This is a genomic window from Pedobacter sp. 05L430 (assembly GCF_056397585.1).
In genome coordinates, this window is sequence record NZ_JBFTNT010000004.1 from 15,737 (window position 1) to 33,402 (window position 17,666).

Sequence of the window (17,666 nt, forward strand, 5' to 3'; positions counted from 1 at the left end):
TTAGCCAACCTTTTCAAGTGTAAAGGCAAATGTTGTTCCGATCTGTAAAGTACTCCTTACAGATATGATTTGCTGATGGGCTTCAAGTATGTGTTTTACAATAGCCAACCCAAGTCCGGTACCACCTTCTTCTCTTGATCTGTGCGAGTCAATWCTATAAAAGCGCTCAAATAGGCGAGGCAGGTGTTTTTCGTCGATGCCTATGCCATCATCAGTTACCTCGATCAGATACTGATCGTGAAGTTCAAAGATCTTTATGGCAGTTGAACCACCATGTTCTCTGCCGTATTTTAGTGAATTCTGGATCAGGTTAATCATTACCTGTCTGATCTTTTCTCTATCTGCGTTTACAAAAGCAGGGTGTGTATATTTTTCTTTAAATGACAGTGTAATCTCTCTGAGTTTTGCCTTGTCTTCCAGACCTTCCATTACCTCTTTTGCAAGCAGCACAAAGTCAAATTTCTCATAGTTAATTGGAATCTCACCTGTTTCTAATTTGGAGATAGAGTCAAGATCATTTATTAAATAGCTTAACCTTTCAACATTCTTACCTGCCTTTGTTAAAAATTTAGCAGCCATTTCCGGATCATCCACAAGGCAATCCTGTAAGGTGTCTATGTAGCCCTGTATGGCAAAAAGAGGCGTTTTAAACTCATGCGAAACGTTAGACAGGAATTCCCTTCTGAATTGTTCCTGTTTCTTTAAAACATCAATTTCACGTTTTTTTGCCCCTGCCCATTCTTTTACTTCTTGTTCAACGTCATTAATTGGATCAGAGCTCACATATTCGCCAAGCGCATCTTTAAGGTCCTTTCCCAATTTTAAATTGTGGATAAGCTTATATATAAGAACTATTTTAGAGTAAATGTATTTTTCGAGCAGGTAGTAGAAAACAATAAAGCATGTTAAAAACGACACGCCAAATGACATCAGCATAAAATACCAGCTATGCTGAAAGTAGAAATTTACAAGACCTATCGAAATACCAACTGCTAATGCTGCAATTAAAACTAATACACTTAATTTCATTCTTTTACTCAAATTAACTGTAAGATAGAGCGCTTACAGGGTGCAGGCAATTTACAATTATTTTATTTCATTCCTGCCCACTCGTCATAAAACTGATCAAGATATTCTTGCATAAAATTATGACGTTTTTGAGCTATGTTTTTTCCTGCCGGAGTTTTCATTAAATCTTTAAGTAAAAAGAGTTTTTCGTAGAAATGGTTAATGGTAGGGCCGGTACTATTTTTATATTCTTCCTTACTCATACTCAGGTTGGGCTTAATCTCCGGATCGTAAAGCACCCGGTTTTTATAACCTCCGTAAGTAAATGCACGGGCAATTCCGATGGCGCCAATAGCATCCAATCTGTCTGCATCCTGCACAATGTCAAGTTCCTTTGAATGAAATGTCACAATGCCTAAGCTGGCTTTGTAGCTTAGGTTGATGATGATCTGTTTTACATGTTCAATGATTGATGGATCAACGTTAATACTTTCAAGGAATTCACCTGCTATACGTGGGCCGATTTCCTCATCGCCGTCATTAAATTTAGGATCTGCAATATCGTGCAGCAAGGCTGCCAGTGCAACAATTAATTCGTCGCCTTTTTCTTGCGCATTAATGGTTAAAGCTGTTTTGTAGACACGTTCTATATGGAACCAATCGTGGCCTGCTTCTGCATCTGCAAGCGTTTCCTTAACAAATTGAATAGTTTTTTTGATTATTGGATCCATTGGCCTATTCCTTAATGAGCCTTTCGCCTTCAGGTCTTCTTGTGCCATCGTACAACTCGTATTCGAGCATACGACAGTCTAGTTTTCCATTGTAGAATTCTATTTTACGTGTGGCTTTTAATCCGATTTTTTTGGCAAGATCAGGATTTCCTGTAAAGATATATCCAAAATATCCTTTGCATTCCTGCTTCATAAAATCACCCATACGTTTGTAGGTTGATTCCAGTTTAGAATGTACACCTAGGCGCTCGCCATATTCCGGATTAAATACTACTACACCCTTGCCTCCTTCGGGAACTTGTGTTTCAGCAAAATCACATACCTCGAAGGTGATCAATGTATCCACACCTGCTGTTTTAGCATTTCTACGACTTACATCTACAGCGTCTTCAGAAATATCGGTAGCGATGATCTGAAGATCAGCATTTTTTACCACCTGATCTTTCAGGATTCTTCTTTCAGCAAAAAATACTTGTTCATCGTAGCCAATAATGTGCATAAAGCCATAGTTCATTCTAAATAAACCTGGTCTGCGATTGGTTGCAATAAGAGCGGCTTCTATAGCCAATGTTCCGGAACCACACATTGGGTTTACAAAAGGAGACTTCTGATCCCATTTAGTGCTTAATACTGTTGCTGCAGCAAGTGCTTCCAGCATTGGGGCTTTTCCCGGAATTTTACGGTATCCGTGTTTAGCAAGTGTTTCGCCAGAAGTATCAATAAATACGTCGGCATCATTATCTTTCCAGTATAGATGAATTACAGCTTTATTGGCATCAGAACCTGAATTCGGACGGATACCTTTCTTGTCTTTAATGCGGTCAACTATTGCATCTTTTACCTTTAAGTTGGCAAAAAGAGGAGTGGTAATAGTTGGGTTATCAACATTTGAGGTAACAGAAAAATAACCTGAAAAATCAATTAACTCTTCCCATGGCATCTCCACCATTTCGCGGTAAAGCTCTTCCGGATTTGCTGCTTTAAAACTCTTTAAGCAGTATAAAATCTGGCTGGCGCACCTTAAATTCAAATTTAATCGAATACATTCAGACAAAGTGATGTCTAATTCTAAGCCTGTAGAGAAATCTCTTACTATGTCATAGCCAAGGGCTTTAACTTCTTCTAGTAAATACGGCGACAGACGCTTGTTGCAGGTTATGATAACCTTACTTTTTGTGTGGAAAACTTGCATAATTAATTGTACGAAGTTATCAATAAAAATATAGAGATTTGAACTTCGTAGTAGAATAAAATAGTATTTGTTATGGAATTAAAAGGAAAAGTGCATGAAATTGGTGCATTACAGCAGGTGAGTGAGACTTTTAAGAAACGCGACCTTATCATAGAATATGCAGAAAACCCTACTTATCCTGAATACATCAGGTTTGAGGCTTTACAAGATAAAACAGCTTTGTTTGATAGCTTAAAACCAGGCGATGATGTAGAAGTAGCATTTAATTTACGTGGTCGTCCGTGGACTGATAAAACCGGAAAAACATCTTATTTTAACAGTTTAGTAGTATGGCGTATTAATGCATTAACAAACAGTGCAGCGGCATCTACTCCAGAATATGCTCCGCCAGCTGATTTAAACAGCGCACCGGGCGAGGAAGATGATCTTCCTTTTTAAAAGATCTTTTTTAAATAAACAAATTGACCACCGTGCCGTCCTGATTCAGGGCGGCACTTTTTTTTTGCACAGACCGCGGCTCCTAGCCACATTGGTAGGATCAAACTTAGGCCTGCGTTAAGGCTGGTTCGAGACTTCTTCGGGAAAAGGTACCTGTTTTCCGAAGAAATGTGCTTCCAGTCCTTATTCTGCCTTGATTCTGTCCAAGCCGAAGTGCCTGTTTAAACATATCAAATAGCGAATCATGGTGAGTAAACTTTGAAAGGTTCATAGACATGAAGGCAGATATTGCCTGATTTGACTGTTAAAATTTGTTAAATTAAAGCTTTTGTGTTAATGCTTCGTTAATTTTGAATATCCGATATGAAAAAAAGAAGCCTTTGGTTAATCACCGGCCTTATGACCATAGCTTTGCTTGGGGTGTTTGTAATGCAATTGTATTATATAAGGGAGGCATATAGTCTTAAATCACAGCTTTTTGAACAGGATGTAAATCAGGCACTTAATAGCGTAGTTAATAAAGTGCAAAAACGTAATGCAGCACTTTACATTACTAAAAGAGACCAGCAGTTGGAACGTGATCGCGAAGCAGAAGTTCGCAATCAGGCACAACAGCTGGTAGAATATAAGGAACGCTTTAAAGATCAGGAACAAAAACGATTACTTGAGCAGCGTAAATTAATTGTTGCCGATTTAAATCAGAATGATTTAGAGATTAAAAAGTCTTATGCCAACCCAATACTGATTACCGAAGCCGAATACCTTGCGGCATCTGATTTGAATAACCCACTGCAGTCGCCAGTGCACGTTGATGTGAATGTAGGTTTAGATGCCTACGGGAACCTGATCAACGGGCAATTCAGATCAACCTTTGTGCCGCAGGAAACAAAATCATTCATCATTGCTTCTAATCAGTTGCCCGATACAATCAGATACCATGCCGTTAACCCGGCAACAGGAAAAAGCGTGCTCATTAGTGTACCCACAGTAAGCAATGAGCTATCACGTAAATTTCAATTTGAAAATAACCTTGCCAAAAGAAGGTATGATGATGGATTGAATAGGCTGATGTCTGATACAATTCCCTTAAAAAGTGATTCTGATATTCTAACTCAGGTTAAAGATGTAGCGCAGGAGATGAGAGAAGCGAATGTCCCGCTCAGCAAGATGATATCAAAGGAAAGCCTGGATACATTAATTCAAAAGGAACTTTTAAATAGAAATATAACACTGAACTATGATTTCTGGGTTAGCCTTGCAGAAAAGGACTCGCTAGTATATGTAAAAGCTTCGACCAATATTGATAATGTGTTGCCTAAAAATACATTCAAGGCTACTCTTTATAGTTATATCATTAGAGATCCGGGAATGCTTTACATCAGTTTTCCCGACAAAAATTCTTTAATCCTTAGCAATATGTGGGCTACTATGGCCTCGTCTGCGGCCTTGTTATTTGTGCTGATCTTTATTTTTGCCTATACCATTTATGCAATAATGAAACAAAAAAAGATCTCGGAAATGAAAACGGATTTCATTAATAACATGACTCATGAATTTAAGACTCCGGTGGCTACAATTATGATTGCCAGCGAGGCACTCAAAGATCCGGAGATTGTTGAAGATAAAAACCGCATCAGTAGATTAGCCGGTATTATATATGACGAGAATGTTCGTCTGGGGAATCATATAGAGCGGGTTTTAAGTATTGCAAGATTAGAGAAAAAGGAGTTAAAGCTGGAGCAGAGTGAAGTTGATGTTAATGATGTTGTTGCTGCAGTTGTAGATAGTATGGAGCTTCAGTTACAAAAAAGAAATGCTGCAATTAACCTAAACCTGAATGCTGGAAAATCTATCATTTATGGTGATGAACTACATCTCTCTAATGTAATTTACAACCTGGTCGATAATGCAAATAAGTATAGCGGAGAGATCCCTAAAATAAATATAAGTACAAGAAATACAGGTAAGCACCTGATTATTGAAGTTGCGGACGAAGGAATAGGGATGACTAAAGATCAGACCAAGCGTATTTTTGACCAGTTTTATAGGGTGCCAACAGGTAACTTACATGACGTAAAAGGCTTTGGTTTAGGACTGAACTATGTGCAGGACATCATTAATCAGATGGGTGGAACAATAAAGGTGCATAGTGAAAAGGATAAAGGAACTGTGTTTGAAATAAGCTTACCATTAAACCATAATTAACGACACACACATGAAAAGAATTTTATTGGTAGAAGATGATCCGAATTTAGGGCTTCTCTTACAGGATTACCTACAGCTTAAAGGCAAATTTGATGTTGTACTGTGTGTTGATGGTGACGAAGGGTTAAGGGCTTTTACAAAGCAGGATTTTGATCTGTGCATACTTGATGTGATGATGCCTAAAAAGGATGGATTTACGTTAGGTAAAGAGATTAGAAAGATCAATCAGGATGTGCCTATTATTTTTGCAACAGCCAAGGCCATGATGGAAGATAAAGCATCGGCATATGACCTGGGTGGAGATGATTACATCACAAAGCCATTTAGAATTGAAGAGTTGCTTTTAAGAATAAATGCGCTGTTAAAGCGGGTAGCGGTAAAGGAAACACCAGAATCAGGAGCAGCTCAGACACTGTTTCAAATTGGCGACTATAGCTTTGACTATACAACCCAACTTATAGATTATAAAGGACAACAGCAAAAGCTGTCGACAAAGGAGGCCGAATTGCTTCAGCTGTTATGCTTAAAGAAGAATGCTGTTCTTACCAGAGAGGAAGCGCTGTTGAGTATCTGGCATGACGACAACTACTTTAACGGTCGTAGTATGGATGTGTTTTTAAGTAAACTAAGAAAATACCTTAGGGAAGACCCTAAGGTAGAGATTCTTAATGTTCATGGCAAGGGGTATAAGCTGCTTGTAAATTAAAGCAGGAAAGCCTTTAAGGCTGATTGGGCATAGTCTCCCCAATCCTTTAAAGCCGAATTTATAGTTTCTCTTAAGGTTTTATTGTTTACTGGTTTACCCTTGGTAGGTACCTTTAGTTCATTTGGGGTAACAGGCTTGTCTGTTACTGTTTTTGCAAACCATGTTATGTTTTCATGAGGAAGTGCAACACCAAGGATCATTCCCGGCAGGCCGGTAAATGATTCTGGCCCCCCGGATACAGGAATCTTATCGGTATAAAAGGCTACTACATAAATAGAATCTAAAATAACGGCATTTGCTCTGCGACATTCGTAGCCTGCTATAGTTCTTAGTTCGCTGGTAATTTTCCAATTTATTTTTCTTGTGGTATCTTTTACTAAAAACGTTTCTTCGTATACTACTTTCTGCGTGGTAAACAACCCTGAGGCAAGATCTGTATATATGGTATTGCTTTGCCCCGTTGATGGATCGCTAAAGAAATAATTTCTTGAATTATTTTCATCGGCTATGGGTGTATAAAGGGTTTTATCTTTAGAAAAGGCTAATGTGCTTTTTAATACCTTGAATTGTGACTGGTTTCTTTTGTATGCTTCGTACGCTTGTTGCATAAATCCGCTGGAGCTTTTTTCCATTTGTCTTTTCATTATAGCGAACATGTTAGAGCTCTTTTCGAATTCTATTACGCCATCTGTAGCAAACCTTACATTTTGTGCAAACAGGCTGCTTACATTTAATAAGAAGCAGAAGCTGAGTATAATTAGTTTGTGTTTCATATTCTTATTTTTTAGTAGGTGCTGATCCGCCCATTTTGCTGAAATCCCAGCTAATTGTGCACATAAAATATCTTTGTATAGTTGTATAGCTGTTTTGATTAACCATGTTGCCGCTGGCATATCTGCTGAAGCCTACGTTTTGGTTAAGTAAATCGTTTCCGGATAGTGAAACCCTTAGGTTTTCTTGTTTAAAGAACTTTTTGGTGATGCTTGCATTCCATATAAAGCGTTCCAGATCCTCGTTAAAGGTTTGTGTCTTTCCGGTGAATTGGTAATTACCATCAGAGCCAATTTGTATTTTGCCGGGTAGGTATATGTTAAAGTTTGCATTTCCCTGAAATCCCCAGCCCTTGTTGTTGGTGCTGTTTCTTGAAGAAGAGCTGATAACGTTGTAGCTTGGTCCTCCGGAAATCCGGAAATCAAACTTTTTCTCTTTGTATTTGGATATGTTCAAGCTTCCTGAATAACCATACGATTTGGTAGTGTTTAGCTCTGTTCTTACCGTGTCTGTTACTCTTGTATAATTTACATTTCCGTTTGAACTAAGGTTTAGGCCCACACTCATATCTATAGATTTGATCTTTCTGCTTGTTCCGAAATTGAAATAATAGTTGTACGGACTTTTGTCGCTTAGATTAATAGACTGATAAAAGTTTTTCCCAAGACGATCTGTTGTAGTGTGGTTTACTATCGGATTAGTGGTAAAAGAGTAGCTACTGCTAAAGTATACATATTGGTCGCTCAGTATTTTGTAAGAGTTGTAATACAAGTTAAGGCCGCTTCTGAAAGACGGTTTTAGATCGGGATTACCAATGGTTTCATTTAATGGATCTGTATTTACCCTAATTGGCTGAATCTGATCAATGCTAGGCTGGTTGGTATTGCCATAGTACCCGAAATACAGAGATTTTTGTTGAGAAAACCTGTATTGATAAGTAAATTGAGGGTTCCAGTTTGTAAAGTTTCTTTTAAAGGTTTTATCGGTATATGCATCGAATTGTTGAAACTTTACATCACTTACCTTGGTGCCAATATTTATTGTCGATTTATTTTTCTTGTAATTGAATGTTATTCCTCCCTGGTTCGAAAGCTGATCCAGGTCAAAGTTATTACTGAACTCTCTATCCAATTCGTCATACGCTCCTGATGCGGTTTGGTTAAATGATTTACGATCGGAATTGCTGTTGTTAACACCCAGACCATAGCTTAATGCAAGTGTTATTGTTTTGGATAGTGGCTCGGTGTAAGTAATGTTGGAGTTAAATGTTTGGTTGTGTGTGTTGTTGGTTTTGAATTGGTTTACTGATTCTGTTTGGGTTTTATCGCCAAGTTCATTAAAGAATTCGCTTGTTGAATTAAGGTGTCCTTCAGTTTGGTTTTCATTTACTGCTTGTTTAACATTTATTGAGAGGGTTCTTCCTTTCTTTTTTAACTTTTTAGTCCATAAGGCGCTTGCGTTGAATAGTTTCTGGTCGCCATCATTACTTAGCTCTCTGTCGGTCGAGTTTTGTAACGAATTGTCTCCCCTTAAGGTTGATGAGATAAAATTATCTCTTGTTTTACTGTTTTTTAATGTTCCATCAACCATTATTTTTAATGTTGATGTTGTGTCTAGCTTTATGGTATACGTAAAGTCTGCTTTTTGCCTGAACATCAGGTTGTCAAACTTTTGATGCGAACTGCTGTTTGTAACGCCGTTAGACAGGTTGTTTTGAGTGAGGTTATCCCTTGTTCCCTCAACACCAATTGAGCCTATTTTGTAGTTTGAGTTGATGGCATGTTTATCACTATCCCATTTGTTTTCATAATGCAGCCCACCGCTATGAGCTGATGGAATACCTTGCCCATTGTATTGTCCGTCGAAAGAGTCAAAGTCGTCGTTGTTCCCATAGAAATATATTCCACCATCATCGCTAAACTCCATATTATTGGATGAGCCTCCGTATTTATCTCTATCTCCCCAGCCTAACCCGGTTTGGCCGGTATTTCCTGATATGCCATAAGCAGAGAACTTTTGTTTCCCCTTAAACGCGTTAAACATGGCCTGGCTTTTATAGAATTTATCTGTGCCTAAGCCGCCTTCAACTTTTCCGAAGTAACCGTTTTTCTTGTCCTCCTTCAATTTTATATTAATGGTTTTTGTCTTTTCTCCATCGTCAATTCCTGTAAATGTTGCCTGGTCGCTTTTCTTGTCATAGAGCTGTACTTTATCAACCATATCGGCACGAAGGTTTTTGGTTACCAGAGTTGGGTCATCACCAAAAAATTCCTCGCCATCTACCAATACCTTTGGTACGGTTTGACCCTGCGCAGTAATTTTTCCGTCCTTATCGACCTGTATGCCGGGAAGTTGTTTAAGCAGGTCCTCTACTTTATCGTTGGGTTGTATGGTAAAGCTGGCGGCATTAAACTCGGTTGTGTCTCCCTTAATTTTAATTGCTGCGGCTTTTCCTTGTATAATTACCCCTTCAAGTAGGGTAGCTTTAAGGATTACGCTAATGTTGCCAAAGTCTTTAGTTGATTTGGCAGAGTCTAGAGCGAAATCTTCAATATAATCGGCATAACCAGGGTAGGTTACCATGAGGATGAATTTTCCAGCTTTTAGGTTGTTTAAAGCAAATGTGCCTTCGGGGGTGGCCCGTGTGTACTTTACAAGTGTGGAATCTTTTTGATTTAATACCGTTATTGTTGTGTTTACCATCTTATAGGTGGCAGCAGTATCTACTACAGCCCCCTTGATCGAATATTGGTTCTGAGCAAACAATAACATCGAACTGAACACCAGCAGGAGTGTTAGAGAGGTTAATTTCATATTAGGAGTTTTGTTGGGTACAAGATATAACTAAAAGTTTAGTAATGAAATTAGGGAATTGTTAAAGTTTGTTAAAGAATGTTAAAACGCAGATTGTAACGCATTTTTTACCGATTAGGTTTAAGTAGTAAGTTCTTATTAACTTTGTAGCATGTCGAATTCTGAAAGTGCTAATCCTGCGGAACTTGCTGCAAGGTTTGTGAATTATACTTCTAAGCATATATTCCTTACGGGAAAAGCAGGAACGGGTAAAACAACATTTCTAAGAAGGTTAATTGAGCTTACGCACAAGAAAGCTGTTATTGCTGCTCCTACAGGTATTGCTGCTATAAATGCAGCAGGCGTTACCATACATTCTTTGTTTCAGCTGCCTTTTGGAACCTATTTGCCAAAACAGCCGGATGCGGATGGAGATCACTACAATCAGCAATATAATACACCGAAATCTATTGTAAGGCATTTAAACATGACCGCAGCAAAACGTAAGGTTATTATTGATATGGAATTGCTGATTATTGATGAGGTGAGTATGTTGCGTGCAGATTTGCTGGATGCAATAGACATGATTTTACGTTATATCAGAAGAAACAATTCGGCAAGTTTTGGTGGAGTTCAGGTATTGTTTATTGGCGACCTGCATCAGTTACCCCCGGTTGTAAAATCGACTGAGTGGAATTTACTTGGGCAATTTTATAAAAGCGCTTATTTCTTTGATGCACTTGCTCTGCAAAACAATCCGCCGATATATATCGAGCTTGAAAAAATTTATAGGCAGGCCGATGAAGTTTTTATAAACCTGCTTAATAATTTACGTAATAATACGGTAACTGCGCAGGATGTAGCTTTGCTTGAAAAGTATTACAAGGCAGATTTTAAGCCCTCGATAAACGACAAATACATTACCTTAACTACACATAATAATAAGGCCGATACGCTGAATAAGCAAAGTCTTGAAGAGCTAAAGGCTGCTTCGTATTTATATGTGGCAAAAATTGAAGATGATTTTAGTGAGTATTCATATCCTGCAGAACATATTTTAGAGTTAAAGGTTGGGGCGCAGGTAATGTTTATTAAAAATGACCCAACTGGTGAGCAACGCTTCTTTAATGGTAAGATAGCCGTCGTTACTGCGTTAAAAACCGACCTGATTGAAGTGCAGGCAGAAGGCAGTAACGAAAAGATCATTCTGGAAAAATATACCTGGAAGAATATAAAGTATACTACTGATAAGGTTACAGGCGAAATTCATGAGGACTTGGCAGGTACTTTTACACAATATCCTCTTAAACTGGCCTGGGCAATTACAGTACACAAAAGTCAGGGTTTAACTTTTGAAAAGGCGATTATTGATATTGGGAATGCATTTGCGCCCGGACAGATATACGTGGCGCTTTCTCGTCTCCGTTCATTAGATGGTCTGATTCTTACCTCTCTTATCTCAGGATCGGGTATACGACAAGATCAGAATGTGTCTTTCTTTTCGAGAAATAAGCAGGAACCAGCCCGGCTGGAAGCGCAGATAAAGGAAGAAAGTGACGCGTTTTTGCGTTCTTATCTATTGCAGTGTTTTGATCTGAATCCGCTTGATAATTACGTTTACGACCACGTGCATTCTTATACCAAGGATATCAATAAATCTGCAAAGCAAAAACATCATAAATGGGCTGCACAGCTGTTAAAGGATCTAAGTGAGCTGAAGGCACATGCAAATAAATTTCTAGGACAAATACAACGACTGTCGCAACTTAAAACAGAAGAAGGGTTGTCTGCATTATTCGATAGAACTGTTGCAGCTGAGAACTATTTTAATCCTTTACTGTCCGGATTTTCAAAGAGGATCTTTGAACGAATGGAATTGGTAAAGCAGGATAAGCAAGTAGTGGCTTTTTTAACAGAGCTATTAGAGATGGAAGGGTTGTTTTATGAGCAGGTAAAGAAAATCAGTAAAGCAACGGCATTATTAAAGGCAACCATAAATGGTGTTGAATTTACCAAGAAGGATGTTAGTGAGCTCATTGATCAGGCAAAGAGAGCGTCTCAGATGGAAAAAGTATTTGCTATGCCGGGTAAGCTTGATTTTACAGAAAAGAAATCTAAGACCTCTAAGCCGAAATCGGGTGTTGGTAAAGCCAAGGTAGAAAAGGCACCTAAAGTTGATACCAAAGAGCTGTCGCTTGTATTATTAAAGGAGGGAAAAACGATAGCTGAAATTGCAGCCGAACGCAAAATGGTAATAGGGACTATTGAAGGGCATCTTGCACATTATGTTGCCAGGCAAGAGGTCTCGGCTAAAGATATTATTGGATCGAAAAAACTGGATAAAATACTGGATGCAATAACAGAGTTGAAAACCCTGCAGATGAGTCCCATTAGAGACTACCTTGGACGGGATTATTCTTTCGGGGAAATTAAGATAGGTGTAGCAGCTCATCTTGCAGAGAGATAGTATTGTTAAATACTAATCTCCCCTTCAAAAACTTGTTCGGCCGGACCACACAAGAATACATTGGTAAACTGTTTTCCATCGTAATCAAATTGGATTTTCAGATCTCCGCCAAGAACTTTAATTGGAGTTTCTATATGTCCAATTTGATGATTGTGCTGAGCCATTGATAGCGCAACAGCAGTTACACCGGTTCCACAGGCATAGGTTTCATCTTCTACACCTCTTTCAAAAGTGCGGACAAACAGGTAATCGCCTTTATCTTCTACGAAGTTTACATTGATTCCTTCTTTTTTATAAGTTTCGTTGTTTCTTATCGCCTTGCCGTTTTGATAAACATCGTAATCCTTTAAGTTTTGCATTTCTGCTACATAATGAGGCGATCCTGTATTTAGAACATACGCGTCGCCATCTTTATTAATGGTGTCGATGTCGATCATCTGGAGGTCTACCCAATTGCCTTCTTCTGAAATCTTGGCATAATGCGGCCCGTCAACTGCCAAAAAATCAGTCTCTTGATCAATTACACCCAGGTGTTTGGCAAACGCTACTATACATCTTCCCCCGTTTCCACACATACTGCCCAGGTTACCATCTGAATTAAAATAAAGCATTTCAAAATCGTAATCTGCATGGTTTTGTAAAAGCATTAAACCGTCTGCACCAATGCCAAAACGCCTGTTACAGAGTTGTAAAACAGCATTATTATCCGTATATTTAAAGGAAAGATCGCGATTATCAATCAGAATAAAATCGTTGCCAGCTCCCTGGTATTTGAAGAAGTGAATGTTCATCTTTAATGCGTGGTGTTCATTTAACATTTTTTAACAGTATTCGTGACTTATTTCAGATGCAAATATCGTTGATATGGTATTAAATTTGACTAAATCAATGAAAAGAAAAGCAATTGTAAGCAAATATGAGACTTGTATGAGTTTACAAAAGGAAATAAAATAAATAATATATAAATGAAAAGAATAGGATTAATAGTGTTGGCTGCATTTATAGGTGGTGCAGCTGCAATTGGTGGCTACAAATTGTTAGAACCAAAAACTGCTCAATTATCGTTTCAGGATCAGCAAAAAGTACTTTTTGCAAGTAATTCTAAGATCTCTTCGGCTGGGGCGGTTGATTTTGTTGAAGCGGCGGCTGCAGTTTCGCCTGCGGTAGTGCATATCAGAACCTCATATTCAGGCGGTAGTGGCGAGTCATCTCCAATGGATATGTTCGATGAGTTTTTTGGTGGAGGGGGCAGAAGAATGCAACGTGCACCAAGAGCAGCCTCCGGCTCTGGAGTAATATTGACTCCAGACGGTTATATCGTTACCAATAATCACGTGGTAGAAAATGCTGATAAAATTGAGGTGGTGTTGTCTGACAGACGCAAGGTGAGTGCTAAAGTGATCGGTAAAGATCCAAATACAGATTTGGCCCTTATAAAAGTAGATGCAACTGATTTGCCAGTTGTAAAAATGGGAAATTCTGATAATGTTCAGATTGGTGAGTGGGTATTGGCTGTAGGTTTCCCGCTTGATTTACAAACAACTGTTACAGCCGGTATTGTAAGTGCAAAAGCACGTAGCATAGGTATTTTGGCCAGAACTCAGGATCAGCCAACTCAGCAAGAGTATGATGAATACCAAAGAACAGGTAAATTGCCTACACGTACAAACAGCAGTATTGAATCTTTCATTCAGACAGATGCGGCTATTAATCCTGGAAACAGCGGGGGTGCGTTGGTAAATGCAAATGGTGAGTTAATTGGTATTAATGCAGCTATAGCATCACAAACTGGTACAAACGTGGGTTACGGCTTTGCTATTCCAATCAATTTGGCTAAAAAGATTCTTGATGATTTCAGAAAATTTGGTACAGTTAAGCGTGGCTATATAGGTGTAATGTTTGCTCCATTAGATGCGGATCAGGCTGAGAAATTCCAGATTAAGGAAAATACCGGACTTTATGTTACTGATGTAGTGCCTAGTAGCGGAGCAGCAGCTGCAGGTTTGCAAAAAGGAGACATCATTAAAAAGGTTGAAGGTGCTGTAATTTATGATTCACCAGATTTGCAAGAAAAAATTGGACGTTTAAGTCCTGGTGATAAAGTTCAGCTTACCTATCTAAGAGATGGTTCAGAGAAAAATGCTACCATTACTTTGAAAGGAGATAATACAGGTGGCGTTTCAACTAAAACTGCTTCGACAGGAAAAGCTACCGGAGCCAGCATTGGGAAACTTGGTGCTTCTTTTGCCCCAGCCCCAGCGGCGCTAAAAGCTAAGTATGGCGTTAAAAACGGAGTGGTTGTTACTGACATACAAGAAGGTAAGGTGTTTGATTCTATAGATATTCCTAAAGGAATGTTAATTACAACAGTAAACGGTAAACCCGTGAACAGTATTAAAGATGTAGAAGACGCATTGCCATCATCAAAAAATGGAATGACTACCATTTCAGGTGTTGGACCGAATGGGAATTACACATTYAGTTTCTAAGCTCATTTTTCTATAATTGGAACGGGGGATAACGAAAGTTGTTCTCCGTTTTTTATTTATCATAATATTGTAATATTAGAATGTTTCTAAATAGTCGATTTGTATCTGAAATTAACATATTAATTCTTTTATTAAATACTTTTGCACAACAGAACTAAAATATAATTCTAATGGCTAGTTTCGGAAACGCTTTTTCCTCATCTATAGGAAAAAAATTAATAATGGGTATCACCGGCCTGTTCCTTATCTCATTCCTTGTCGTGCATTGTTTCATCAATTCACTGATTATTGTTAATGACGGTGGCTTAACCTTTAATATGGGCGCACATTTTATGGGCACCAACTGGATAATCCGCGCAATGGAAGTTGTGTTGTTTGCAGGCTTGCTTGCTCACATTGTTCAAGGATTTAGGCTTGTTTTTCAAAACCGTGCTGCAAGACCTGAAAGGTATGCAGTGAACAATGGTGCCGCTAATAGTAAATGGTACTCCCGCTCTATGGGTTTATTGGGAACATTATTGTTGATATTCCTGATTGTTCATATTTCTAAATTCTGGGTAATGTCTCGTTTTACAGGAATTCCTACAGTAGATGCGAACGGAAACCACGACCTATTTGCTGTAATGGTAGAAACGTTTAAAAATCCGTGGTTGGTGTTACTTTATGTACTGGCAATGGTTTCATTAGCTTATCACCTATTACATGGTTTTTCTTCTGCATTTCAGACATTGGGCTGGAACCACAAGAAATATACTCCGCTCATCAAAGGATTCGGTTTTTGGTTTTCAATCATTATCCCTTTGATTTTTGCATTGATGCCCATTGTGATGTATCTGGGCTATATTAATTAATTTTTGATCTTAAGTTTAAATAACATGGCAGAATTAAATGCTCATATACCCGAAGGAGAATTAACCGATAAATGGACTAAATTACGTTCTTCTATGCCATTGGTTAATCCGGCCAATAAAAGAAGCATCGAAATAATTGTAGTAGGTTCCGGACTTGCTGGCGCCTCTGCGGCAGCAACCCTTGCAGAAATGGGTTATAAGGTTAAGTGTTTTTGTTTTCAGGATTCACCAAGAAGAGCGCACTCTATTGCAGCTCAAGGTGGTATCAATGCGGCAAAAAATTATCAGAATGATGGTGATAGTACTTATCGCTTGTTTTATGATACGATAAAAGGTGGTGATTACCGTGCCAGAGAGGCTAACGTACACCGTTTGGCTGAGGTAAGTGCTAATATTATAGATCAGTGTGTGGCACAAGGTGTGCCGTTGGCAAGAGAATATGGTGGTTTATTAGACAACCGTTCTTTTGGTGGTACACAAGTTCAAAGAACATTTTATGCTGCCGGACAAACCGGTCAGCAATTGCTTTTAGGAGCATATAGCGCTTTAGAGCGTCAGGTAGGTATGGGTAAAGTTGAAATGTTTACCCGTCATGAAATGCTCGAAGTTGTTGTAGTGGAAGGCAAAGCAAGAGGGATTATAGCGCGTAACTTACTTACCGGTGAGCTTGAGCGTCATTCAGGCCATGCTGTATTATTGTGTAGTGGTGGTTACGGAAACGTATTCTACTTGTCTACAAATGCAATGGGCAGTAACGTAACTGCAGCCTGGAAAGCGCACAAAAAGGGAGCTTTCTTTGGTAACCCATGTTACACTCAAATTCACCCTACTTGTATCCCGGTTTCGGGAGATCATCAGTCTAAACTGACCCTGATGTCTGAGTCGTTACGTAACGATGGACGTATTTGGGTTCCTAAGAAAAAAGACGATCCTCGTAAGGCTTCAGAAATTCCTGAAGATGAAAGAGATTATTATTTAGAGCGCAGATACCCTGCTTTCGGTAACCTTGTTCCTCGTGATGTTGCATCTCGTGCAGCTAAAGAGCGTTGTGATGCCGGTTACGGAGTGGGTAATTCTAAGCTTGCCGTTTATCTTGACTTTAAAGCAAATACAGAGCGTTACGGCCGAATTGAGGCTAGTAAGCACAATATCCACAATCCGGATAAAGAAACCTGTATGAAATTAGGTCGTGAGGTAATCAAAGAAAAATATGGTAACCTGTTTGATATGTACGCGCAAATCACCGGAGAAGATCCTTATGAATTGCCAATGCGTATTTATCCTGCTGTTCACTATACAATGGGTGGCTTATGGGTAGATTACAACTTAATGACTACTGTACCGGGCTTATATGCTTTAGGTGAGGCTAACTTCTCAGATCACGGAGCGAACCGTTTAGGAGCTTCGGCTTTAATGCAAGGTTTGGCTGATGGATATTTTGTTATCCCATATACTATTGGTGCTTATCTTTCAAAAGAACTGGCTACTAAACCAATTCCACAAGATCACCCGGCATTTGTAGAAGCTGAGGCAAGTGCCAAGGCGATTCTTGACAAGTTCTTGTCTATTAAAGGAACCAAATCTGTAGATCATTTCCATAAAAAATTAGGAAAGATCATGTGGGAGAAATGTGGTATGGCGCGTAATGAAAAAGGTCTGAAAGAAGGTATCGCTGAAATTCAGCAACTTCGTAAAGAGTTTTGGAGCGATTTACGTGTACCTGGCAGTGCAGATGAAATGAACCCAGAGCTTGAAAAAGCTGGTCGTGTGGCCGACTTTATTGAACTAGGTGAGTTGATGTGTATGGATGCATTGAATAGAAATGAATCATGTGGTGGTCACTTCAGAGAAGAGTATCAAACTGAAGAGGGAGAGGCATTACGTGATGATGAAAACTATGCTTATGTTGCTGCATGGGAATATAAAGGTGATGTAACTTTTGAACTTCATAAAGAAGAATTGAAGTTTGAAAATATCAAAGTTGCACAAAGAAGTTATAAATAGCTAAGTACTAA

13 protein-coding genes are annotated in these 17,666 nt (G+C 38.8%); 7 read left to right on the forward strand and 6 right to left on the reverse strand.

Annotated features, from left to right (window positions below):
• From AC1DG9_RS01930 to AC1DG9_RS01940, 3 genes are all read right to left on the reverse strand, one after another.
• Complete coding sequence (locus AC1DG9_RS01930; RefSeq protein ID WP_477634252.1) at positions 1-1,029, reverse strand: sensor histidine kinase; 1,029 nt, start codon at positions 1,027-1,029, stop codon at positions 1-3.
• A gap of 62 nt (positions 1,030-1,091) precedes the next feature.
• The gene (locus tag AC1DG9_RS01935) at positions 1,092-1,739 is read right to left on the reverse strand and encodes an HD domain-containing protein (protein ID WP_172661817.1); all 648 of its coding nucleotides are present in this window, start codon (positions 1,737-1,739) and stop codon (positions 1,092-1,094) included.
• Positions 1,740-1,743: 4 nt separating this feature from the next.
• Positions 1,744-2,931 carry a THUMP domain-containing class I SAM-dependent RNA methyltransferase gene (locus AC1DG9_RS01940; protein WP_172661816.1) on the reverse strand — a complete coding sequence of 396 codons (1,188 nt, stop codon included), beginning with the start codon at positions 2,929-2,931 and terminating at the stop codon, positions 1,744-1,746.
• Positions 2,932-3,003: 72 nt separating this feature from the next.
• Between AC1DG9_RS01940 and AC1DG9_RS01945 the strand changes: the two genes are divergently transcribed.
• From AC1DG9_RS01945 to AC1DG9_RS01955, 3 genes are all read left to right on the forward strand, one after another.
• Positions 3,004-3,369 (forward strand): DUF3127 domain-containing protein, encoded by a 366-nt coding sequence (locus AC1DG9_RS01945; protein WP_068887713.1) that lies wholly within the window; start codon positions 3,004-3,006, stop codon positions 3,367-3,369.
• 363 nt (positions 3,370-3,732) lie between these two features.
• Positions 3,733-5,574, forward strand: coding sequence for a sensor histidine kinase (locus AC1DG9_RS01950; protein WP_172661815.1), 1,842 nt, complete (start codon positions 3,733-3,735; stop codon positions 5,572-5,574).
• A gap of 10 nt (positions 5,575-5,584) precedes the next feature.
• A complete protein-coding gene (locus AC1DG9_RS01955) occupies positions 5,585-6,280 on the forward strand; it encodes a response regulator transcription factor (protein ID WP_172661814.1) in 696 nt (231 codons plus the stop codon).
• Here AC1DG9_RS01955 and AC1DG9_RS01960 read toward each other — a convergent pair.
• Both AC1DG9_RS01960 and AC1DG9_RS01965 read right to left on the reverse strand, forming a co-directional pair.
• Entirely contained in the window at positions 6,277-7,053 is a 777-nt protein-coding gene (locus AC1DG9_RS01960) for a GLPGLI family protein (protein WP_337717297.1), read from the reverse strand. The two genes, AC1DG9_RS01955 and AC1DG9_RS01960, sit on opposite strands and share 4 nt — an antisense overlap.
• A gap of 4 nt (positions 7,054-7,057) precedes the next feature.
• The gene (locus AC1DG9_RS01965; protein WP_288884285.1) at positions 7,058-9,865 is read right to left on the reverse strand and encodes an outer membrane beta-barrel family protein; all 2,808 of its coding nucleotides are present in this window, start codon (positions 9,863-9,865) and stop codon (positions 7,058-7,060) included.
• A 151-nt stretch (positions 9,866-10,016) separates the two neighbouring features.
• On the opposite strand from AC1DG9_RS01965, the gene AC1DG9_RS01970 reads away from it, so the two are divergent.
• Positions 10,017-12,311: a helix-turn-helix domain-containing protein gene (locus AC1DG9_RS01970; RefSeq protein WP_288884286.1), complete on the forward strand. Its 2,295-nt coding sequence runs from the start codon at positions 10,017-10,019 to the stop codon at positions 12,309-12,311.
• A 5-nt stretch (positions 12,312-12,316) separates the two neighbouring features.
• On the opposite strand, the gene dapF is transcribed toward AC1DG9_RS01970, so the two are convergent.
• Complete coding sequence (dapF, locus tag AC1DG9_RS01975; RefSeq protein WP_288884290.1) at positions 12,317-13,102, reverse strand: diaminopimelate epimerase; 786 nt, start codon at positions 13,100-13,102, stop codon at positions 12,317-12,319.
• Positions 13,103-13,276: 174 nt separating this feature from the next.
• On the opposite strand from dapF, the gene AC1DG9_RS01980 reads away from it, so the two are divergent.
• The 3 genes from AC1DG9_RS01980 (at position 13,277) to AC1DG9_RS01990 (ending at position 17,655) form a co-directional block, all read left to right on the forward strand.
• Positions 13,277-14,800 (forward strand): Do family serine endopeptidase, encoded by a 1,524-nt coding sequence (locus tag AC1DG9_RS01980; RefSeq protein WP_288884287.1) that lies wholly within the window; start codon positions 13,277-13,279, stop codon positions 14,798-14,800.
• 170 nt (positions 14,801-14,970) lie between these two features.
• Positions 14,971-15,651 carry a succinate dehydrogenase cytochrome b subunit gene (locus AC1DG9_RS01985; protein WP_172661809.1) on the forward strand — a complete coding sequence of 227 codons (681 nt, stop codon included), beginning with the start codon at positions 14,971-14,973 and terminating at the stop codon, positions 15,649-15,651.
• Between the two features lie 24 nt (positions 15,652-15,675).
• Positions 15,676-17,655: a fumarate reductase/succinate dehydrogenase flavoprotein subunit gene (locus AC1DG9_RS01990; protein WP_288884288.1), complete on the forward strand. Its 1,980-nt coding sequence runs from the start codon at positions 15,676-15,678 to the stop codon at positions 17,653-17,655.
• Positions 17,656-17,666 lie beyond the last annotated feature (11 nt).